General features: G+C 39.2%; 17 protein-coding genes. 10 read left to right on the forward strand and 7 right to left on the reverse strand.

Translation table 11 applies throughout. From position 1 onward, the window contains the following. The first annotated feature begins 8 nt into the window (after nucleotides 1-8). The gene (locus EQG61_RS01125; RefSeq protein ID WP_129460033.1) at nucleotides 9-647 is read left to right on the forward strand and encodes a polysaccharide deacetylase family protein; all 639 of its coding nucleotides are present in this window, start codon (nucleotides 9-11) and stop codon (nucleotides 645-647) included. Here the strand turns inward: EQG61_RS01125 and EQG61_RS01130 are convergent. Both EQG61_RS01130 and EQG61_RS01135 read right to left on the reverse strand, forming a co-directional pair. Further along, nucleotides 644-940 (reverse strand): thioredoxin family protein, encoded by a 297-nt coding sequence (locus EQG61_RS01130; protein ID WP_129460034.1) that lies wholly within the window; start codon nucleotides 938-940, stop codon nucleotides 644-646. The two genes, EQG61_RS01125 and EQG61_RS01130, sit on opposite strands and share 4 nt — an antisense overlap. A gap of 75 nt (nucleotides 941-1,015) precedes the next feature. Then, entirely contained in the window at nucleotides 1,016-2,263 is a 1,248-nt protein-coding gene (locus EQG61_RS01135; protein WP_129460035.1) for a metallophosphoesterase, read from the reverse strand. A gap of 122 nt (nucleotides 2,264-2,385) precedes the next feature. On the opposite strand from EQG61_RS01135, the gene EQG61_RS01140 reads away from it, so the two are divergent. From EQG61_RS01140 to polA, 5 genes are all read left to right on the forward strand, one after another. Then, nucleotides 2,386-4,125: a tetratricopeptide repeat-containing sensor histidine kinase gene (locus tag EQG61_RS01140; protein WP_129460036.1), complete on the forward strand. Its 1,740-nt coding sequence runs from the start codon at nucleotides 2,386-2,388 to the stop codon at nucleotides 4,123-4,125. Between the two features lies 1 nt (nucleotide 4,126). After that, the gene (locus EQG61_RS01145) at nucleotides 4,127-4,843 is read left to right on the forward strand and encodes a LytR/AlgR family response regulator transcription factor (protein WP_129460037.1); all 717 of its coding nucleotides are present in this window, start codon (nucleotides 4,127-4,129) and stop codon (nucleotides 4,841-4,843) included. Nucleotides 4,844-5,164: 321 nt separating this feature from the next. Beyond that, nucleotides 5,165-10,261, forward strand: coding sequence for a tail fiber domain-containing protein (locus EQG61_RS01150; protein WP_129460038.1), 5,097 nt, complete (start codon nucleotides 5,165-5,167; stop codon nucleotides 10,259-10,261). A 101-nt stretch (nucleotides 10,262-10,362) separates the two neighbouring features. Next, nucleotides 10,363-10,857, forward strand: coding sequence for a hypothetical protein (locus EQG61_RS01155; protein WP_129460039.1), 495 nt, complete (start codon nucleotides 10,363-10,365; stop codon nucleotides 10,855-10,857). Continuing rightward, nucleotides 10,857-13,706 (forward strand): DNA polymerase I, encoded by a 2,850-nt coding sequence (gene polA, locus EQG61_RS01160; RefSeq protein WP_164974881.1) that lies wholly within the window; start codon nucleotides 10,857-10,859, stop codon nucleotides 13,704-13,706. Before EQG61_RS01155 ends, polA begins: the two co-directional genes overlap by 1 nt. A gap of 194 nt (nucleotides 13,707-13,900) precedes the next feature. On the opposite strand, the gene EQG61_RS01165 is transcribed toward polA, so the two are convergent. The 4 genes from EQG61_RS01165 to EQG61_RS01180 all read right to left on the reverse strand — a co-directional run bounded on the left by EQG61_RS01165 (nucleotide 13,901) and on the right by EQG61_RS01180 (nucleotide 18,024). Beyond that, nucleotides 13,901-15,568 (reverse strand): T9SS type A sorting domain-containing protein, encoded by a 1,668-nt coding sequence (locus EQG61_RS01165; RefSeq protein ID WP_129460041.1) that lies wholly within the window; start codon nucleotides 15,566-15,568, stop codon nucleotides 13,901-13,903. 143 nt (nucleotides 15,569-15,711) lie between these two features. Beyond that, complete coding sequence (locus EQG61_RS01170; RefSeq protein ID WP_129460042.1) at nucleotides 15,712-16,470, reverse strand: T9SS type A sorting domain-containing protein; 759 nt, start codon at nucleotides 16,468-16,470, stop codon at nucleotides 15,712-15,714. A gap of 10 nt (nucleotides 16,471-16,480) precedes the next feature. Next, nucleotides 16,481-16,996 (reverse strand): ankyrin repeat domain-containing protein, encoded by a 516-nt coding sequence (locus EQG61_RS01175; protein ID WP_129460043.1) that lies wholly within the window; start codon nucleotides 16,994-16,996, stop codon nucleotides 16,481-16,483. Nucleotides 16,997-17,001: 5 nt separating this feature from the next. After that, entirely contained in the window at nucleotides 17,002-18,024 is a 1,023-nt protein-coding gene (locus tag EQG61_RS01180) for a LacI family DNA-binding transcriptional regulator (protein WP_129460044.1), read from the reverse strand. 249 nt (nucleotides 18,025-18,273) lie between these two features. On the opposite strand from EQG61_RS01180, the gene rplM reads away from it, so the two are divergent. The 4 genes from rplM to tsf all read left to right on the forward strand — a co-directional run bounded on the left by rplM (nucleotide 18,274) and on the right by tsf (nucleotide 21,001). After that, on the forward strand, nucleotides 18,274-18,729 hold the full coding sequence (gene rplM, locus EQG61_RS01185; protein WP_073363497.1) for a 50S ribosomal protein L13: 456 nt from the start codon (nucleotides 18,274-18,276) through the stop codon (nucleotides 18,727-18,729). After that, nucleotides 18,729-19,115, forward strand: coding sequence for a 30S ribosomal protein S9 (rpsI, locus tag EQG61_RS01190; protein ID WP_073363499.1), 387 nt, complete (start codon nucleotides 18,729-18,731; stop codon nucleotides 19,113-19,115). Before rplM ends, rpsI begins: the two co-directional genes overlap by 1 nt. Nucleotides 19,116-19,261: 146 nt before the next feature. Continuing rightward, nucleotides 19,262-20,050, forward strand: a complete 789-nt coding sequence (rpsB, locus tag EQG61_RS01195) for a 30S ribosomal protein S2 (protein ID WP_129460045.1) — start codon at nucleotides 19,262-19,264, stop codon at nucleotides 20,048-20,050. 126 nt (nucleotides 20,051-20,176) lie between these two features. Next, a complete protein-coding gene (gene tsf / locus EQG61_RS01200; RefSeq protein WP_129460046.1) occupies nucleotides 20,177-21,001 on the forward strand; it encodes a translation elongation factor Ts in 825 nt (274 codons plus the stop codon). A 199-nt stretch (nucleotides 21,002-21,200) separates the two neighbouring features. Here the strand turns inward: tsf and EQG61_RS01205 are convergent, their stop codons facing one another. Then, complete coding sequence (locus tag EQG61_RS01205; protein ID WP_129460047.1) at nucleotides 21,201-23,309, reverse strand: M3 family metallopeptidase; 2,109 nt, start codon at nucleotides 23,307-23,309, stop codon at nucleotides 21,201-21,203. Between the last annotated feature and the right edge of the window lie 73 nt (nucleotides 23,310-23,382).

Here is a 23,382-nt window from a genome sequence, read left to right on the forward strand (position 1 = left end):
TTTGAATAATGAATATACTTTGGATAAAAACACCTCGCTGGGTAAAACGCATTTTTTCAAACCTGATTTGGGAAGTACCCAATACGGAAAAAGTGGTGTACCTTACCTTTGACGATGGACCAACACCAGAAATCACGGATTGGGTTCTGGAGGAATTGGCGAAATATCATTTTAAAGCGACTTTTTTTCTGATTGGTGACAATATTCGCAAATATCCTGAAACGGCTCAAAACATTCTCAAAGAAGGCCACACCATCGGGAACCATACGTTCAACCATTGGAATGGATGGCAAAAAAACACCGATACTTATATTGCCAATACAGAATTAGGCACTCAACAAATCAAAAGTACCCTTGGTGTATCACCTGTACTTTTTCGTCCACCGTATGGAAAATTGAAGCCTGGCCAAGTAAGAGCATTACGTAAAAAAGGGTTTAAAATAATTATGTGGGACATTATCACTTACGATTGGGATACTACTAAAAGTCCCGATTTTTGTCTAAACACAATAACTAAAAATGTGGAATCGGGTAGTATTATCGTTTTCCATGATAGCAAAAAAGCCTTCGGCAACCTGAAAGTGGTATTGCCCAAGGCTTTACAATATCTTAATGAAAACGGGTTTCGTAGCGAAAGTCTGACCTAAAGTTGGTCGTTGACAATATTAATGAGCGAATTGGCGTCCAACTCACCCGATTGTCTCCAAACCATTTGACCATTTTTGTAAATCATCAACGTAGGTAAACCTTTAATACGAAGCGCTTCTGCTAATTCTTGATTTTTATCTACATCAATTTTGATCACCTTTGCCTTATCGCCTAACGCGGCAGCTACATCGCGAATCACGGGATGCATCGATACTGATGACTCATTCCATTCGGTATAAAAGTCAATCAAAACCGGCACTTGCGCATTGATAAGTTCTCCAAATTTCGACATATAATCAATCGGTTTTTAGGGTTCTCTACTCAAAGTAAAGAAAAATTAGAATACAAATGTAGTATTTTTAACAAATTATGCGATACTCTTGCCTTTTTTTAGTTCAATTACCGTAATTTCAGGCATAATTCCTACGCGACCGGGATAGGCATGGAATCCAAATCCGCGATTGACGTAAATGTACCGACTGGCATTCTCATACAATCCTGCCCATTGATTGTAGACATATTTCACCGGACTCCATTTTAACCACCCTGGAATTTCGATACCGAATTGAAATCCATGGGTGTGACCTGATAAAGTAAGCTGATAATGATCGGGATGGTTCTTGACTTCTACATCCCAATGACTGGGGTCATGCGACATTAGAATCTTAAAATCTTCAGCCGTTAGTCCCGCGCCTGCTTTGGCCAAATCGCCTGCTTTTTTAAATTTTACACCCCAATTTTCAACTCCTACCAACGCCAAAGAAGCCGCGTCTTTCTGCAATTTTACATGTTCATTCAGCAACAATTTAAAGTCAATTTTTTGGTGTAAATCTTTAATGTTTTGAAAATTTTGTTCTTTCTCTTTCGGAGAATCCCAATCCAAATATTCACCATAATCGTGATTCCCTAAAACGGAAAATTTCCCATACGTATGCGGGCGAATGGATTTAAACATCGCAATCCAAGGTTCCATTTCATCGGCATGATTGTTTACAATGTCACCTGTAAACAATAACAAATCGGATTCTTGTGCATTGATTAAATCGATGGCGTGCTGAATTTTCTCGGCATCGTCAAAACTCCCACTGTGAATATCGGAGATTTGTGTGAGTGTAAATCCGTCAAACTCGTTCGGTAAATCTGGAAAATGCAGGGTTTCTTTTCGAACTTTAAAATTGTATTTTCCTTTGGTCATTCCGTAGAAAAGTGACAAAAACGGAACCGCTGCAATTCCAAGAGCAATTTGACTTACAAATTTTCTACGCTCGGTAAAGGTCACCGGACTCGAATCCGAATTACCAATTAAGTCTTTAATCCAAATAAATACACGGATGACATCTTCAAAAAACAGCACCGGAACAATCAATAATTTGGGCACCGTAAACAACAAAAACAATCCGGTCGCCATTAATGTGGCTTGTGTTTGACCAACTTTTCGATCGAAAGTGAGAAGATTATAAAAAAAGATGCCGTATACCAAAACCGACAGCAATACATAACTCCAATGCACCCAGCGCGGTCTGAATAAGGTTTTCACTACCTGAAACGTATACACTTCTACCAAAGCGACTACGGCAAGCAGAATGGTGAGAACGATTAAAAATCGAGTTTTCATAATTAAAATAAAGTGCAAAAATATTGGACTACAATAAGAAACAATACGTTTTATTATTTAATTTAACATTTTAATCCATCTGAAACATTATTTATCAAACAGAACACTTAGAAGGCAACGCTATGAAAATTTCAACCTATAGAATTTTTTTTTATTCAAAACTCGAACAATTGCTTTTGATTTTTCTGTTTATGCCTTTTTTAACAATTTCCCAAAATGCTCAAAAAGACTTTGATTTTAATTTAAAAAAAGCAATAAACCTTACTGAGAATGAAAACGACAGTGCATTATATTATTTTAAAACTTGCAGAAAAATAATTACAAATGGTCATTTAAAACCCACAAACAAAGTTGTATTACTTGAAGCTGAGGGAAATTTTCAAAACTTCGTAAAAAGTAATTATAATTTAGCGGCTTCAAAGTTTCTTGAGGCAATAAAAATTTGTGAAAAACAAAACATAGACTATATTCATAATCTTTATCATGATTTAGGCGTCTTGTTCCATGTCACCGACAATTACCAGAAAGCCAAACACTATTATTTAAAGGCCATACCGCTATCTATAAAAGCAAAAGATACTATGCTTCAAGTACGTAGCATGGTCAATTTAGCTTCCATTTATTCTTCAACAAACAATTACAAAAAGGCTAACGAATTATATCAAAAAGCACTTTCTCTACCTTCCACTGTAATTTTACATAACGCCATTTTAGCAAACTTGGGAAATTTAAAAATTCGTGAAAAAAAATTTGAAGAGGCGATACAATATCTCGAACCATTGGTTTTGGACAACCAAAATCCTGACGCCATTGACTTTTCTTATTATTTGGATGCAAAAATTGGCGCAAAACAATTGAATGGTTTGAAATCAATTCTACCCAAAGCATTAACTACATACGAACAAACCACTGATCTTAGAGATAAAAGCATACTGCTAAAATCAATTAGCGAAGTAACTGCAACAATTGGCGATTATAAAAACGCACTTAAATTCAACAATGAGTATATCAAAATTTATGACAGTTTAAAAGTACAACAGCGTGATGATATAGTTTATGATTTGGAAACTAAATATCAAACGGAAAAAAAGCAACAAGAAATCCTTAGAAACAAGAAAGAAAAACAAAAGTTGATTTATCTCATAGGATTCATTTCAGTTTTCGTTTTAGTTCTTTTATTACTTATCGGACTCACGATACACCAGAAAAGAACACTTTCAAAACAAAAAAAATTACTCGAAATCGCTGTTGATGAAAAAAACATTCTATTAAAAGAGACACATCACCGTGTAAAAAACAGCTTTCAAATTGTCTCTAGTCTTTTGTATTTGCAATCGGAAAACATGAAAGACAAAGAGGCAGCATTAGCAGTAAAAGAAGCGCAAAACCGTGTAAAATCAATGGTATTAATTCATCAAAAGTTATACAGTAAAGATCAACTTATAGGGATAGATGCTAAGGAATATATTGAAGATCTTGTAACCGACATCATCGAAAACCAAACGGATTCAATTTCAAATTTAGGATTATCACTTCAAGTTGAAAGTTGTGTTTTTTCGATTGATACGATTACTCCGCTAGGACTGATAATCAATGAAGTGATAACCAATTGTATTAAACATGCTTTTCCTCCAACGATCAGCAATCCAAAGATAGAATTGGAATTTAAAAAGTCAAATGACATGTACTTACTAAAAGTAATGGATAACGGTATCGGATTTTCCAATGAAATAAGCGACAATTCATTTGGAATAAAGCTAATCACGGCCTTAGCCAAAAAACTGAAAGGAAAGATTTCATTTGAACTTGAAAAAGGCACCCATTTTATTATGGAAATTCATAAATTTGAAAAACTGAACTAGTTTGCTTCCAACCAAAATATATATCGTCGAAGATGAACCCCTTATTTCTGAAACCATAAAAACAGTTTTAGAAAAAGAGGGATATTCTATAATTGGAATTACGGATAATGGCAAAGAAGCATTGTTTGATATTCAAGAATTGGAACCCGATTTAATCTTAGTTGACATTACCTTAGAAGGTAAAATGGACGGCATAGAAATGGTCAATCATTTGAAAAAAAAATCAGATGTACCCTTCATTTTCTTGACTTCTCATTCTGACAATAACACGTTGGAACGCGTGAAACAAACAGACCCCGCAGGATTTATTGTGAAACCTTTCAATGAAAAAACATTAAAATCGAATATTGAACTAGCGTTATATAAAAACAAAGTTCAAAAACAATCGGTATCTTCAAATGAAGAAATGAATTCATTTTTTGTTAAAAACAAAGGCGAACTCATCAAAATTGAATTGGATGATATACTGTATTTAGAGGCATTTGACAACTATTGCAATCTATATACCTCCAATCAAAAACACCTTATCAGTCATACCCTAAAAAGTGTTGAAGAAAAATTACCCCAACACAAGTTTATCCGCGTGCATCGTTCGTATGTAATCAATGTTTCTAAAATAAAATCACTCCAAGACGGTTACATTTTTATTGAAAAAAACAAAGTACCAATGAGCGCTTCTAATAAAGAAGAACTGATGAAACACATCAATTTGCTCTAATTTCCTTTACTTTAAAAAATACTTCACTCACTAAATTTTCCGGGCAATTCACCCAAATGGGCCTAAAGTAAGCTATTGAATTCTATAGCTTTACTTAAAAAAATATGTTTTTATTTAAAGAGAAAAATCAAATCATCCTTTCTACTTTAACAGAAGGTATGTTTGAAATTATCATAACTTCTAAAGACAACAAACCCGTATATAGTGATAGGATTAGTTCCAAAGACAAGAAAATTGTTTTGAAAGGATTCTCAAAACGCTTGTACAATGTCACCTTGATTCCAATTTTATTTCATCATAATTTTTAGCAACGAACAATCCATGAAACGAATAGTATATTTCCTTTTTATTCTTATCCCCACATTTTGTTTTTCACAAGTTGGTGTAAACACAACCAATCCAGACCCATCATCAATGCTCGATATTACCTCAACTGACAAAGGTGTTTTGGTCCCTAGAGTTAGCCTAACAAGTGTTGCTACAACTTCTCTAGACGGAACCAACACGGCTGCAACTGGTTTGCTCATTTGGAACACCAACGCAGCAACTACAGGAGGAAACGGAGTTGGTTTTTACTTTTTTAATGGAACACAATGGATGCCGATTACGCAATCGGGAACTGGCAACACACTCGACCAATCGTATGACCAAGGTGGCGCAGGAGTTGGAAGAACTATTACCGCCGATGCCGGAGCAGTAACTATAAACGGAACTGATGGTTTGGTAACTACAGGAATATTTGGCAATGGTGCAGTGGCACCAAGTGGTGCTGGAACCAAAATGTATTTCAACCCAAAAAAAGCGGCTTTCAGAGCTGGCAATGTTAACGGAACACAATGGGATGATGTCAATATTGGTAATTATTCTATGGCATTGGGTCAAAATGTAATAGCAAGTGGAAGCAATTCCGTTGCTTTTGGAGGCTCAACCACAGCTTCTGGTAGTAGTAGTGCAGCATTTGGATCAGTTAGTTATGCAACTAGCGATGCGGCATTTGTGGCCGGAATATTTAATAGCGCCAGTGGTGTTGCCTCAACTGCTTTTGGCTATCGTTCCGTAGCTAGTGGCGTCGCTTCAACAGCTTTGGGCAATGACAATTATGCTCGCAGTTTTGGCGAAACCGTTATTGGTATTGGCGCTACTGATTATACGCCTATAAATACGGTAAACAGTTTCCCAAGTAGTGCAACTGATCGCCTTTTTGTTGTTGGAAATGGAATTGATAGCAATAGTGATTATATTACTCAACTTTCTGAACGAAGCAATGCTTTAGTCATTTTAAAAAATGGCGAAACGGGTTTAGGAGCCAATCCAATAACTGGGAATCGTTTGACTGTTGGCGGAAAAACGTCAACCACCAATTTTCAAATGACTTCTGGCGCAACCGCAAATTACATTTTGCAAAGCGATTCAACAGGAAATGCAACTTGGGTAAATCCATCTACCCTCAACGGAAGCGATCATGACATCTACGAAGTAGGCGGAACCACAGCACCCAATTCTATATCCGACAACAAGTATACCGAGGGAACTTTATCCATCGGAACCAATACAGCAGCAACTGGTGTTTTGGATATTGACAATGCAACCAAGACAACGAGCGTTGACATCAACAACACTTTTGCCACCAATCCAATAGGAATTGATTTAAATTTAACATCAAATGCAGCGGGAAAAACAGGGGTAAAAACCCAATTCAATGGTACGGCGGCTACAGGAACCAATTCGTTCATTCAAAATACGGATAATATGGTCGGCAACACCAACCGAACCGCTATCAACAACGATTTTAGCGGAACTTCATCCAGTATTTCCACTACAATTACTGGTTTGAAAAACGATTTCAAAAGCACTTCAAATTATTATGCTGTATTATATGGTGTGAACAATTCATTTGCTTCCACAACAAATGCTTGGGGTTATGGAATGCTAAATTCTTTCACTAATGGGGGTTCAACGCCTTCGTTTGGAGTTGTAAATAGTTTTAACGGATCCAGCTCCGGAAGCGCAACCGGTATTTCGAATTCTTCGAACAATTACAATGGGGCAGTTACCGGTTTGGAAAACAGTTTTTCAGGAATAGGAAACGGCATACATTACGGTATCAGCAATTCTTTAACCGGTACTGGATCGGGTGATAAATACGGAACGTATAATTACATCTCTAACACCGCAGGCGGAACACATTATGGATTATATTCAAATGTGTTAAAGACAGGAAGTTATGCGGGCTATTTTTTAGGAAATGTTTCCATCGGAACCACCACAAGCAATAACTATATTTTACCTACATCTAGAGGAACTAATGGTCAAATTATGCAAACCGATGGCAGTGGAAATGTTTCTTGGGTAAACTCTGTAGTTGATACCGACACTGACGATCAAACTACTGATGTGTTCAGTTTAACAGGAAACACACTTAATCTTTCTTTGCAAAACGACGGTGTAGCCACTCAAACCGTAGATTTATCACCATTAAAAGATCATGATTGGTATGAAGTGGGCGGCACGAGCCAACCCGATTTAATTACCGACAATATCTATAAACAAGGAAGCGTCACTATAGGAACAAATACCGCTGCAACTGGAGTATTGGATATCGATAATGCTTCAAAAATAATTAGTTTGGATGTCAATAATACATTCTCTGCAAACCCTATTGGCGTAAATGTTGACATCAATTCAACTTCAGGAACTAAAACCGGTATTGAAATAAATCATAGTGGAATATTCACGGGGTTTGGAGGTGTTGGTTCTATGATTAAAACGACAGACAATTCAAGCGGAAACAACAATCGTTTTGTGATGTACAATATTTTTAACGGAACATCAACAGACACAAACACTAACTCATTCGGAATTCGAAACTCTTTCATAGCTAATTCATTTGTGGGCGATTTTATTGGTGTGGATAATTATGAAAATTCTACTTCAAATGGAGACCGATATGGCCTTAATAATTTGTTTGCTGGTACTGGAAGTGGAACTAACTATGGAGTATATAATTATATTTCTGGAAGTGGAAGTGGTACCAAATATGGAGTTTACAATACTATTCTCTCAACGGCTGGCGGAACACATTATGGATTATATTCGAATGTGTTAAAGACAGGAAGTTATGCAGGTTACTTTTTAGGAAATGTTTCCATTGGAACAACTGCTGGCAATAGTTATATCTTACCTCCTTCGAGAGGAACTAATGGTCAAATTATGCAAACCGACGGCAGTGGAAATGTTTCATGGGTTAGTCCGACAATAACTACAGACACCGATGACCAACAAATTGATGTATTATCGTTGACGGGTGACACCTTAAACATTTCACTTCAAGACGATGCTGTAGCCACACAAACCTTAAACTTATCGTCTATTGATAATCAGGCAACAGATATTTTTAGTTTGACAGGAACAACTTTAAACTTATCATTACAGAATGATGGAGTGGCGACACAAACGGTGGATTTATCACCTTTAAAAGACCATGATTGGTATGAAGTAGGCGGATTGACTCCGGCTGATTCTATACTAGATAATATCTACACAGGTGGAGATGTATCAATTGGTAAAGCGACTGCGGCAACAGCAAAAATTGATATCGTAGCAAACGCTAAATTGAATACTTTGAACTTGGAAAACAACAATGCGACTTCGGGTACAAAAAACGGAATCTACAATGTCCTTACTACAAACAACAATAACAACTTCTCAACTGGTATTTTAAACAATGTAACTGGAAACGCCCCCAGCAAAGCAGCAATAACTAATCAATTTTTTACCAATAACTCTGGAGCTGCAATAACAGAATATGGTAACCTTACAACATCTTATTCAACAGGTAATGTAAATTTAATAGGGAACAGTAACTATGTTTATCCATCTACAAGCTGTATAGGTAATATTATTGGTTATGAAAATGTATTAAGTGGTATGGTGTTAGGATCATTCGTTGGCCTATCAAATTTTAATTGGACTTTTTCTAATTCTCAAAAAACTGGAGTAAGTAATAATTTTAATGGCGATGGAAATGGAGGTTATTTAGGAGTTGACAATTCATTTGGAGGAATCAGTAACGGAGAAATTATTGGTGTTGGTACAATTATTACTAATACTGGAATGGGAGAAAAGTATGGTGAAAAAATATGGATTAATAATTCATCCCCCGGTACCCATTACGGAATTTATTCTGATGTAACGAAAACAGGTAGTTATGCCGGTTACTTCCTGGGAAGAACTTCTATTGGAACTACAACTGCCAACAATTACATTTTGCCCGCTTCAAGAGGAACCAATGGTCAAACCATGCAAACCGATGCTCTTGGAAATGTTTCATGGGTGAATCTACCAACGGATTCCGACAACCAAGCTACAGATGTTTTTAGCTTGACAGGAAATACGCTGAATTTATCGCTTCAAAATGACGGTGTGGCTACACAAACAGTGGATTTGTCATCTTTCGCTAACGACTGGAAACTCTCAGGAAATGCAGGGACCCTGTCAGGAACTGATTTCATAGGAACCACTGATGCGCAAGACTTGGATTTTCGTACCAACAATACTATCAAGTTAAAGCTAACTCAACAAGGGCAACTTTCCATACAAAACACAGGGGGTTCCGTATTTGTCGGTGCAGGTTCAGGTAATGTTGATGATTTAACCAATAATCAAAATACGTTTATAGGAACCAATAGTGGTTCTCTTACATCGACTGGGAATCTGAATACTGCCATCGGACATTCCTCTTTAGAATTCAACACCAGCGGACTTGGGAATACAGCCATAGGTAGAGGAACTTTAGCAACCAATGTTATTGGTTCTAATAATACTGCTTTGGGACGTTTAGCCGATGTTTCAGCAGATGGGTTATCTAATGCAACTGCTATTGGATTTAATTCCGTGGTGAATTCCTCCGCAAAGGTCCGAATTGGAAATACCGCCGTTACCGTAATTGAAGGTCAAGTTGCTTACACTAACCCGTCGGATGCGCGTTTTAAATTCAACATCCAAGAAAATGTACCTGGTTTGGATTTTATTCAAAAATTAAAACCTGTTACCTATAACTTTGACACTAAAAAATTTGAGGAACATCTGAATAAAAGTCGAAACCACGAAACGGTAGCTAACGAAGATTTCACTAAATCAACTGCGATTGTTCGAACAGGATTTTTAGCCCAAGATGTGGAAAAAATCTGCAACGATCTAGGTTATAATTTTGATGGATTACATATTCCTGATGCCAATAACCCAACTGATAATTACGGAATTGCTTACAGTCAATTTATCATGCCCTTAGTAAAAGCCGTTCAAGAACAACAAGTCATCATTGAAAACCAAAAAATTGAATTGGAAAAATTGCAAAATGAAATCAATAAAATAAGAGACCTTGAACAACGAATCAATGCTTTAGAGGCTAAAAAATAATCGCTAATCACTTTATTTGATTCCGAATTTATTTGAGCTGTCCTTTTATCTTTTTCATAATTAAGTTTACTATTTTTGAAAAAACATCTAAAACGATTATTATGAAAAATTGTATCAGCCTTTTGTTATGTTGTGTTTCCTTCTCACTATTCGCTCAAACACCGTATACCTATCGAAGTGGCGGTCGAATTTTTGATGGTGAACAAAAACTAACCCGAAGTGATATCGAGAGTAGTTTCAGTTCAAATACAGCTATTATGGAACTTTACAACTCAGGTAAAGCCAAACAAACTTGGGGGAATGTATTGTTGTATGGCGGTGTTGCTACGTTAATGATTAAACATTATACGATGATTCAAAACCATCCATCCCAAAATGGTAATGTAAGTCAAAAAAGCACCAACAACATTGCGTATTTTGTCAGTTTCGGAATGATAGCTGTTGCGATACCGATTAAATTGGGTTATCCCAAAAAAATAAAAAAAGCCGTAGAATTGATGAATCAAGAAATTCAAACGCAAAACAGTGCATTTCATATTGAATCCTTACATTTGATCAGCAATGAAAAAGGAATTGGAATTGCCTTAAATTTTTAATTATGTCTCAAAAACGATTATTTCTGCTCGATGCCTACGCGCTTATTTTTCGTGGGTATTATGCCTTTATCAAAAACCCGCGCATCAACTCCAAAGGAATGGACACCTCAGCCATTATGGGGTTTATGAACTCCTTGATGGATGTGATCAAACGCGAGAAACCCGATCATTTGGCCGTAGCTTTTGATAAAGGAGGCAGCGATTACCGTTTGGAAATGTTTACTGACTATAAAGCCAATCGTGACGAAACCCCTGAAGCTATCAAAATTGCTGTGCCTTATATTCAAGCGTTGTTAAATGCAATGCACATTCCCATTATTGAAAAAGCCGGATTTGAAGCCGACGATTTGATTGGGACATTGGCAAAAAAAGCAGAACAAAAAGGCTACAAAGTCTACATGGTCACTCCCGATAAGGACTTTGGACAATTGGTTTCTGAAAATATTTTCATGTACCGTCCCGCCCGAATGGGGAACGATATCGAAATCTGGGGCGTGGAAGAAGTCAAACAAAAATTTGAAATCACCGACCCGCTTCAAGTCATCGATTTCCTAGGAATGATGGGCGATGCGGTGGATAATATTCCCGGACTCCCTGGCGTAGGTGAAAAAACTGCCAAAAAACTGTTGGCCGAATTCGGTTCCATGGAGAATCTTTTGGCCAATACCGACAAATTGAAAGGAGCATTGAAAGAAAAAATTGAAGCCAACAAGGAACAAGGGATTCTTTCTAAAAAACTCGCCACTATCCTACTCGACTGTCCGGTTGAATTTGATGAAGATTCCTTCGAACTCACGCGACCCGATATTGAAAAAACCGATGCGCTGTTTCAAGAATTGGAATTCCGTCAGATGAAGACGCAATTTGACAAACTCTTTGGTAGTGGGAAAGAATACGACGAAATTGACACCACAACAGTGGCAACAGGTTCAACGCCGGTAGCCAAAAAAGCACCTGCCAAAAAAGCGCCTGAAAATCAGATGGACTTGTTTGGTTTTGTCGATGAAGAAGATGCACCAACGTTTTCCAACTATGCGACTTTAGCAACAACTTCCCATTTTTACCAAATCGTGCAAGGCGATTTACCTGTAAAATTATTATTGCAAAATATGTTGAATCAATCTTCGGTTTGTTTTGATACGGAAACAACGGGAATTGATGCCAATGTGGCCGAACTCGTAGGTATGTCATTTGCTTGGGAAAAAGGAAAGGCTTTTTATGTTCCTGTGCCTGAAAACCGCGATGAAGCGCAGACATTGGTTGATAAATTTCGTCCCTTTTTCGAAAATGAAACCATTGAGAAAATTGGTCAAAACATAAAATACGATTTAAAAATATTGGCCAATTATGGTGTATCGATTCAAGGAAAAGTCTTCGACACCATGATTGCGCATTACTTGATTAACCCCGACATGCGCCACAATATGGACGTGTTGAGTGAAACGTACCTTCAGTATTCACCCCAATCCATCGAAACATTAATTGGAAAAAAAGGGAAAAATCAGTTGTCCATGCGCGATGTGCCACTTGAAGCCATCAAAGAATATGCGGCTGAAGATGCCGACATTACCTTTCAATTGAAAGAACATTTCCAACCCATTCTGGAACGGGTGGGTACCAAAAAACTTTTTGATGAAATCGAAATTCCGCTCGTGCAAGTCCTCGCCGATATGGAACGTGAAGGAATTCGTCTCGATGTGGATTACCTCAAAAGCATGTCAACGGATATGGCTGTAGAGGTAAAAGCTTTGGAACAAAAAATATACGAAGCGGCTGGTGAAACCTTCAACCTTGCGTCTCCAAAACAATTGGGTGATGTATTGTTTGACAAACTAAAAATTGGCGGCAGCAAACAAAAGAAAACCAAGACAGGCCAATATGCCACAGGAGAAGAAGTGTTAAGCTATTTAGCCAACGAACACCAAATCGTGCGGGATATTTTAGAATGGCGCCAATTGGTCAAATTACAAAGCACCTATGTAGATGCTCTTCCCAATCAAGTTGACCCGAAAACCTTACGCGTTCATACGGACTATATGCAAACGGTAGCTGCTACGGGACGCTTGAGTTCGAACAACCCCAACTTGCAAAATATTCCCATCCGCACCGAACGCGGACGCCAAATTCGGAAAGCATTTGTAGCCAAAAACGAAGATTACGTGCTACTTTCTGCCGACTACTCGCAAATTGAGTTGCGCATTATCGCCGCCTTAAGTGGTGAGGAAAACATGATAAAAGCATTTCAAAACAACGAGGATATTCACAGAAGTACGGCTGCAAAAGTATTCAATGTCGCTTTAGAAGAAGTGACCAAAGAACAACGAAGTAATGCCAAAACGGTCAACTTCGGAATCATTTATGGAGTTTCTGCCTTTGGATTATCCAACCAAACGAATTTGAGTCGGAGCGAAAGTGCAGCCTTAATCGACGCCTATTACCAAACCTATCCGAAATTGAAATCCTACATGCAAAACCAAGTCGATTTTGCCCGTGAAAACGGATTTGTAGAAACCATTTCGGGTCGCCGTCGTTATTTAAAAGATATCAATTCGGCCAATGCTGTGGTACGTGGTGCCGCAGAACGCAATGCTGTGAATGCACCCATTCAAGGTTCGGCTGCTGACATTATCAAAATTGCCATGATCAACATACACCGAAAATTGAAAACCGACAACTGGCAATCCAAAATGTTATTGCAAGTGCATGACGAATTGGTTTTTGATGTTCACAAATCGGAATTAGAACGCATTCAACCGCTCATTAAACACGAAATGGAAAATGCCTTTCAAATGGCCGTGCCGCTGGAAGTTGAAATGGGATATGGTGTAGATTGGCTGGAAGCGCATTAACAGCATGTAGTGATCAGTGGACACTGATTAGTAGGTAATGATCAGTATGTAGCGATCAGTGGACACTGATCAGTAGGAATTGATCAGTATGTAGCGATCAGTGGGCACTGATCAGTAGGAATTGATCAAATTTCAGTAAAAAGCATAAAAAAATGGGTCTTTTGAGACCCATTTTTTATGATTCAACTATTGAATTATTCTTTAATCACTTTAGTGTATTGAACGGAACCATCAATCATTTGCAGGGTAACCAAATACAACCCTGATTGCAAATCGGTTAGATGAATCGAATCTTGTGGTTTATCAACTGTACGAATGATTTTACCCGTTGTATCTGCAAACGTAACCGATTGAATTTCGGTGGCATTGGTCAAATGTAAAACGGAAGTAAAAGGTACAGGATAAATATTCACTTTTGTAGATGCTGCCTCATTTATACCCATATTTTGGGTCAAGGTTACGGTAACTTTCCAAGAATTATTATCCACACGATTATAATCGGCATTACAAGCAGATCCGCCGTAAGTGCGCCAAGCACGCAATTCAAAATTCACCGCACCCGTTAAATTATTAGCCAAACCTAAACCCGTACGGTTGTAAGTGTACGTTCCAGTAGTTCCTCCTACACCCGAAGTGATGGCTGCTTCAGTAGTGTTGTTTGTAGTACATACTAATAATGAACGCTGTTCACTCATCCATCCGTTACTGGCTGTAGTCATTGTGTAGGCCACATCGGTAGAAGCGATATAATAGCCTGCTGGAACATTCACTGTAAGTGTTCCTGGACAAGCGGTCGTACTGGTCAACGTTGGCCCCGTTGAATATTCTGTGTTGATATCGCCATTGGTGTAAGTCACCACAATTTGACCCGTAGTAAATACTTTCATTTGCCAGAATCCTTGTGTACTACCACAATTGGAACGCACCCAAAAATAGTAGGTTGTTCCTAAAGGTAACCCGGTTAAGGTTACTGATGTCACTCCTGCAGCGACACTTCCTGAAGGTATAGTCGTATCGTTTGGAGGTGTTGCTGAAGTACTGTAATAATAATCATAACCCGAAGAAGGTGCACTAGCCGGCGCCGTCCAACTCAAGGTTCCTCCATCATTAGAAGACACATAGGTAATGTTTGTCGGACCAGAACAAGAAGTGTAGGCATCGACTGAAAAAGCCATAATATTGGGTATTCCACCGGTACCTGTTTTTGTAATGGTAACGCTTTGAATCAATTTGGATTGATTGGCAGCGGATATGGCGATCGGAATTTGATACAGTCTCGGATTATTACCTCCTCCGGTTTCTAAAACATCATTGGTACGGTTGATACGACCCAATGCTGTAATCGCAAAGTTGGTCCCTCCATACCAATCCGACAAAGCCAAATTGGTAAAGGTTTCTGTAGTAGTATCGACATAGTTTACAGTAACATTAACCGTGGAAGCTCCACTACCTGAAGTGGCCAACATGTATAAATTTACCGCGGCTAAGGGTGTGGTAAAAACCAAAGTTCCTGAATCATTGGTGTTTTGCAAACGCAAAGCATTGTTGGCACTGTACGATGCCAACTGATAGGTTAATCCAGCTGGTGATGCCACTGCACTTGTAATTAAGCCGTTAGTTGGTAAACCATACGTCAAAGCAGCACTAGTCGATGTCAATTGGAAATCACGGGCTACAAAATTGTAATTCACGCCATCCACATCGGCTGAAGTTGATAAGGCCGAACTCCCAATACCATTCGCAACAACGTCGGCATTAAAACCGGTTTGCACGGGCATGGTTTGTAAATTTTGTGCATGCATAGGCAATAAACCCATCAATACTGCTGAAATGGAAGAAAAGAAAAGTAGTGTTTTTTTCATAATTTGTTCTTTGTAGTTAGGTATATAGGCCACTAATTTACAACTTATTACTTAATCTCTATTCCTATTTTTTTCCAACAATAAAAAAACGACTCTCAAAAATGAGAGTCGTTAATCTATTTATTTTAATTAGGTAATGTAATTTATTCCACCACTATTTTTTTCCAAATCTTTTCTGAGTTGGACTGAATTTCGAGCAAATAACTTCCCGTTGATAAACCAGAAACCTCCAATTGGGCACTTGCGGTTTCAGGTCGGATTGTTCGCACCAATGCTCCATTCAATTGATATATAGCTACTGATTGAATGTCAGATTCCGAACTAATGGTAACATTACCTTGAGACGGATTGGGATAAACACGGGTAGTTTCTTTCACGAGCTCAGTTGTTCCCAAATTTGTAAAACCTAAAGTCGTGTTCATGATGCGATTTGCTGTTCCATGATTAGAAAGCGTAAAAGAAGCCCCATTGGCTCGGGCCAAACCGATTGCAATCGTTTGATCGGCGTAGTTAAAATCATAATCCGTGGCATCTGGCGAATCGAAAGGACGGGTAGCTATTAAGGTACGCATACCGCTACTAACAGTATTTTGAGTAATCGTCCAATTGTTTTGCGCATCGGCTGAAGGGGTTTGTCCAGATCCGTTCATACGACCATCCACTAAGGTTGTTCCATTAAAATAAGCCATGTCCGATCCGTTCTGCATACCGCCTGTAAATTGCCCATATTGAATGGCAATCCAACGATCCGACGGACCTACCATCGTTAACGTGACTGTTTGTGTGTCGTTGTTCAATACCATTCCTGCATTGAGATTTTGCACACTGATCGGATTTGTTCCTTTGGACTGCGCGATACCCAGCAAGGGTAAAGCTAATAAAAGTAAAGTAGTCTTTTTCATTTTTGTTTTTTTAGTGTTTTAGTAATTGTATTAGTTGCTCATTTCCAGTTTTAACAGCATGCTCAAAGGCGGTTTGTCCTTTTTCGTCTTTGGCATCGCGATGGGCGCCATGGGAAAGTAATAGTTTGACTATTTCCACATTTTGAAACATCGCTGCATAAATCAATGCGGTGTTCCCTTGGTCGTCGGCCAAATTGGGATCCGCTTGATGGGTCAATAATAAGTTCACCAACTCCAAATTCCCTTTTACGGTAGCTGCCATTAGGGCCGAACCCATGGGCGAATTGTAATTGATGGCTACTCCTGATGCGATGATACACTTTGCTACGGGAATGTTTCCTTTGTAACAAGCTAGAATCAACGGAGTGAATCCTTCACTATTTACGAGATTAAAACAGTTTTTGTTTTGAAGCAAGGCTTCTTTGGCCTGATTTTCGGTTCCTTTGCGTGCAATTTCAAAAACATCGGGTGTGCTTTGGGCCCAAATCGAAACGGAACTTATTAAGGCGAAAATCAGTCCTTTCATCTATACTAAAGTTTTTTTACCGAGTCGCGCTGACGCAATTCGGTGGCCACGACAACCGTCTTGGCTTTGTAGTGCTCTTCTTTTTTTTCTAATCGATCAATTAATAAGCGTGTTGCCACTTCTCCAATTTCAGGGCCGTGCTGACTCACGGTTGACAAACTAGGCGTCATGCGACGGGACCAAACCCCATCTGCAAAACCAATCACCGAAAGTTCGTCTGGAATGCGCAATCCTTTGGTGATTCCCAATTTCATGGTCGTCACTGAAGCATGTTCGTCCAAAGCAAACACGGCATCTACTTTTTTACTATCAAAGAATCCCGCAACTTTTTTATCAAAATCCTCATTCGAATCAGATAAAATCACAATGTCTTCATCAACCGTTAAACCCGCATCTGCCATGGCTTTACGAAAACCGTCGGCACGTAACTTTGCTACACTTAAATTCGCAATCGCCGAAAACAATGCAATGCGCTTGCAACCCGTTTTAACCAAATGACGCGTCGCATTGACCGCCGAATCAAAATCATCCACAATCACCTTATCACAATTCACTTCTTCTGCTATACGGTCAAACATCACAATCGGCGTCCCTTCATTGATAATGGTTTTGAAATGATCAAACTGGTGCAACTTCTGCGCTTCTTCTGAAACCGACAAAATAAATCCATCAATCGCACCATTGCTCAACATCTCCAAAGCGGTTACTTCTTTATCCAAGGATTCATTCGATATATAGGTCATTACCTTGTACCCTTTTTCATCAGCCACCTTTTCGATACCGGTAAACACTTTCGCAAAGAACGAGTTCAATATATTCGGAATAATCACACCAATGGTTTTGGTCGAACGGTTTTTCAAATTCAATCCAATCGCATTGGGCTTGTAATTTTTCAGCTTGGCATACTCCTGCACCCGTTGTTTGGTGGGCTCACTGATTTCCGGGCTGTCATTCAAGGCTTTGGAAACAGTAGAAACGGAAACGCCTAATTCTTTGGCAATTTGTTTTAAAGTAGCTTTTGATTTCATGGAATTGTGCTTATTGGAAGTAAAATTACGAAAATAATCACGAAATTTTCGTTGTCGTGTTATTTTAAGGTTAAAAAAGCGGTGAACAAAAAGTAAACACGGGACTTCACAAAAGGATTTAGCACACTAAGAGCCAATTTTTTAAGAATCAAAAAAATAATTAAAAGTTAGCGTTTGGATATATGAGAATAAATTGTACTTTTGCACTCCCTTAATTGGGAATGGAATGTTTAATTAAAATTAATTACTGTGAACACATTAAGCTACAAGACAGTTTCAGCCAACAAAGCTACTGCAGACAAGCAGTGGATTGTTGTAGACGCTGAAGGTCATAACTTAGGTCGTTTAGCTTCAAAAGTAGCCATGCTATTGAGAGGTAAATACAAACCAAGTTATACCCCGCACGTTGATTGTGGTGATAACGTAATCGTTATCAACGCTGAGAAAATCAACCTGACTGGTAACAAGATGGAGGATAAAACATACATCCGCCATACCGGTTATCCAGGTGGTCAAAGAAGCTTATCTGCCAAAGAAATGTACCGCAAAAACCCTGCGATCATGGTGGAGAAAGCTATCAAAGGAATGTTACCTAAAAACAAATTAGGTGCGCAATTATTCCGCAATTTGAATGTATACGTTGGCGCTGAGCACAAACATGCTGCTCAAACACCAAAAACCGTTAACTTAAACGATTTGAAGTAATGGGAACAATTCACAAAATTGGTCGTAGAAAGACCGCTGTGGCCCGTGTTTACGTTTCTGAAGGAACAGGTAAAATCACGGTAAACAAAAGAGAGTTCGAAAACTACTTCCCAACAGCTACGTTGCAATACAAAGTATTACAACCTTTAGCAATGACTGATAACGCTTCTAACTTTGACGTTAAAATTAACGTGTACGGTGGAGGTTCAACAGGTCAAGCAGAGGCTGTACGTATGGCGATTGCTCGTGCTATGTGCGAAGTTGAAGCTGAGAACAGAGCTATCCTAAAACCAGAAGGATTACTAACTCGTGATCCAAGAATGGTAGAACGTAAGAAATTCGGTCAGAAAAAAGCACGTAAGAGATTCCAATTCTCTAAACGTTAATCCGATTTTCGTTCACTTAAGTTTGAAATTAATCTGTTGCCGTTATTCCTTTTCGTCAAAGGAAGTTAGTTTAGCATCTAAATTATCCCAAAAAGCCCTCAAAAGCCCGATAATTGCTAATCAACGGAACGTAAACTATTAAAAAGATGGCAAATAAAATAGACGTTAAAGAATTACTAGAGGCTGGTGTTCACTTCGGACACATGACTCGTAAGTGGGACCCCAACATGGCTCCGTACATTTACATGGAGCGTAATGGTATCCACATCATTAACCTTTACAAAACTGCAGCTAAAATTGAAGAAGCTAACGAAGCTTTGAAAAAAATCGCTGCATCCGGTAGAAAGATCTTATTCGTAGCTACCAAAAAACAAGCAAAAGACATCGTAGCTGAAAAAGCAGCGGCTGTAAACATGCCTTACATCACTGAAAGATGGCCAGGTGGTATGTTGACTAACTTCGTAACTATCCGTAAAGCTGTTAAAAAAATGGCTACTATCGATCGTATGAAGAAAGACGGTACGTTCAACACTTTGTCTAAAAAAGAAAAATTACAAATCGATCGTCTTCGTGCAAAGTTAGAGAAGAACTTAGGTTCTATCGCTGACATGTCGAGACTGCCTGCAGCTTTGTTCGTAGTAGATATTAAAGCTGAGCATATCGCAGTAAAAGAAGCTCACAAATTAAACATTCCAGTATTTGCAATGGTAGACACAAACTCTGACCCTCGTCAGGCTGAGTATGTAATCCCTGCCAACGATGATGCTTCTAAATCCATCGAAAAAATCCTTTCATTAGTAACTGCTGCCGTTCAAGACGGATTAGCAAACCGTACTAATGAAAAAGAAGCTGATGAAACTCCAGAAGTGGAAACAGCAGAAACAGTGGAAGCAACTGTAGCTCCTGAGGCTACTGAAGCAGCAGCTGAAGAATAAATAAAACACTAAATTCCAATGGAAGGATTCCAAATTCCCTCGGTATTTAGTTACCCGGAGTTTGGAATCTCGAAATTGGAATTTGATTTTTTAAACGAATTTTTTAATCAAAAAAAATAAAAAGAAATGTCAACTATTACTGCGTCTGACGTAAACAAACTAAGAACCATCACCGGTGCGGGTATGATGGACTGTAAAAAAGCCTTGGTAGAAGCTGAAGGTGATTTTGACAAAGCAATCGAAATCCTTCGTAAAAAAGGACAAAAAGTTGCTGCTAACCGTTCGGATCGTGAATCGACTGAAGGTGCTGTTATCGCTGCTGTAAATGCAGACAGCACTTCAGGAGCTATCATCTCGTTGAACTGTGAAACTGACTTCGTAGGTAAAAACGAAGGTTTCGTGAAATTAGCACAAGAATTAGCCGCTTTAGCATTGAACTTCGATACGAAAGAAGCGTTATTGGCAGCTGACTTCAACGGAATCACTGTAGCAGAGAAATTAATCGAGCAAACCGGAGTTATCGGTGAAAAAATCGAAATCGGTTCTTTCGAGCGTTTAAATGGTGCTTTCGTGAATTCTTATATCCACGCAGGTAACAAAATCGCTACTTTAGTAGCTTTGTCTGCTAACGTTGCTGGTGCTGATGAAGCAGCTCGTAACGTAGCTATGCAAGCGGCTGCAATGAACCCAATCGCTTTGAACGAAGAAGGAGTGGATGCTTCTATCATCGAAAAAGAAATTGAAATTGCAAAAGACCAATTGCGTGCTGAAGGAAAACCAGAAGCAATGTTAGACAATATCGCAAAAGGAAAAATCAACCGTTTCTTCAAAGACAACACGTTGGTTAACCAAGATTATATCAAAGACAGCTCAATGAGTGTAAGCGCTTACGTAAAATCAGTAGATGCTGGTTTAACTGTAACCGGATTCAAAAGAGCGGCTTTAGGTTAATTCTAAATTCACTTGAAATAAAAAAACCCGATGCTCTTGTATCGGGTTTTTTGTTTTTTGGAGCAGACGTAATCGTGTCTTTATCCACTGCCTTCCGGTTTTCCGCTATAGCCCTCCACTGCGTTACGGGGCTGCCGCTGCAACCCGGGCTAATTAAGAAGTGCCTATTAAAAAACCCGGACTCAATCCGGGTTCTTCATTATTTTATCGGAAAATTTCGTGCACGCATCAAAGCATCTGTCGTTGATTTTTTCCCTCGGAACAACGGATAAGAAACTTCAGGATCTACCGTATTCCCCACACTAAACACATGCTTCAACAAGCGTTTCGCCACTTCTTTGTCATACAATCCTTTGCCATCTACCGTAAAAGCTTCTGTCGCATCCGCACTAATCGCATCGGCCCACAAATAACCATAATAACCCGCAGCATAATCATCGCCCGAGAAAATATGTCCAAACTGCGGAATACGGTGACGCATCACAATCTCGTGCGGCATGTGCAAACTGTATAAGGTCTTCGCTTCAAAATCTTTAGGATCAATCTCCGGATTCTCTAACAAATGCAATTGCATATCTACCAACGCACTCGAAATGGTTTCTACCGTTGAAAATCCTTCGTTAAATGTGGCCGCCGCTTCAATGCGGTTCACTAAATCCATCGGCATCGGTGCTCCCGTTTGGTAATGCAACGCAAATCGATTCAAGACTTCGGGTGTCGCTAACCAACGCTCTAAAATCTGTGACGGAAACTCTACATAATCCCGTGGGGTATTCGTTCCCGACAACAACGGATAATTTACATTCGAACACAAACCGTGCAACGCATGACCAAACTCATGGAACAACGTACTAGCATCATCCCACGAAATCAATATCGGTTCGCCTTCTGCTCCTTTAATGAAATTACAATTGTTGGAAACGATCGTCATCACTTCGCCGTCAAAACGACTTTGCTCACGGTAGGCTGTCATCCAAGCGCCCGAACGTTTGCCTTTACGCGCATACGGATCAAAATACCACAAGCCTACTACTTTACCCGTAGTTTTGTTGGACACTTCCCAAACCCGAACATCCGGATGAAAAACAGGAACGTCATACACTTGCTTGAAATTCAAATTGAAAATTTCTCCCGCAACCCAAAACATCCCTTCACGCAATTTTTCCATTTGCAAATAGGGCTTGATTTGATTGGCATCTACATCGTATTTGGACTTTCTTACTTTCTCCGCATAATACCGGTAATCCCAAGGTTCAATCGCAAAACTGTTGCCTTCCGCGGCAACTATCTTTTGCATTTCTGCAACATCTTCCCGCACTTTCAACACCGCAGGCTCCCAAACGGATAACATTAAATCCAAAGTGCGTTGTGGTTTTTGCGCCATCGTATTGGACAAACTCCAATCCGCAAAGGTTTTAAAACCTAACAACTTGGCTTTCTCGGCACGCAACTTTAATATCTTCACCAAAGTCGCATTGTTATTATTGGCATTGTCGTTATCACCTCTACTCACGAAAATGCGGAACGCTTGCTCGCGCAAATCCCGGCGATTAGAAAAGGTCAAAAAAGGTTCGATCGACGAACGCGTATTCGCAATACATCCCAACGCCTGCAAATGACGCTCTTTGGCTTCACTGCGGGCGGCGTCGGCCAACTCCTTAGGAAGACCATCAAAGTCGGCTTCTGTTTGTAACGCCAAATACAAATTGTTTTCGTCGGCCAATTGGTTCTGACTGAATTTCGTGAACAATCCCGCCAATTCTTTATTGATTTCAGCGATACGGGTTTTGCTTTTGGGATCCGCCAAGGCGCCTTCGCGCACAAAATTTTGGTAGTAAACCGTCACCAATCGCTTTTGCTCCGGCGTCAATTTCTTCATTTCGGCACTTTTGTACACCGCTGCAATGCGATCAAACAACTTTTTGTTTTGATACATTTGGTTATTGACTTCAGAAAATTTGGGGGTAATGTCCGCTTCTACCGCCTCAAATTCGGGCGTGTTTAAATTCGAACTGTAAATGTCAAAAATCGCTTTAATGTGCGATAACCTTTTGCCTGAACGCTCCATGGCAGCTATCGTATTTTCAAAACTAGGCGGCGTGGGCAGTGTAGCAATCACATCGATTTCGCGCAACTTATCCGCGATAGCAACATCCACCGCCGAGCGGAATTGGCTCACTTTGTATTCGGAAAAAGCGGGCACTCCGCCATATTTTCCCTTCCAATCGTTCAACAACGGATTGGTGTTTTGGGCGTCAAGATTCATCATAGGAACAGCAATCAGCACAGTGAATAATAAATTTCTCATCGTAGTTTAGTATTTACTCAAATGTAAAAAAAGCAAAGCAATTGCCCTCTGAAAAAAACCATTTTTTAACAAT

Origin of the sequence: Flavobacterium stagni, assembly GCF_004122105.1 — a bacterium.
GTDB classification, from domain to species: domain Bacteria; phylum Bacteroidota; class Bacteroidia; order Flavobacteriales; family Flavobacteriaceae; genus Flavobacterium; species Flavobacterium stagni.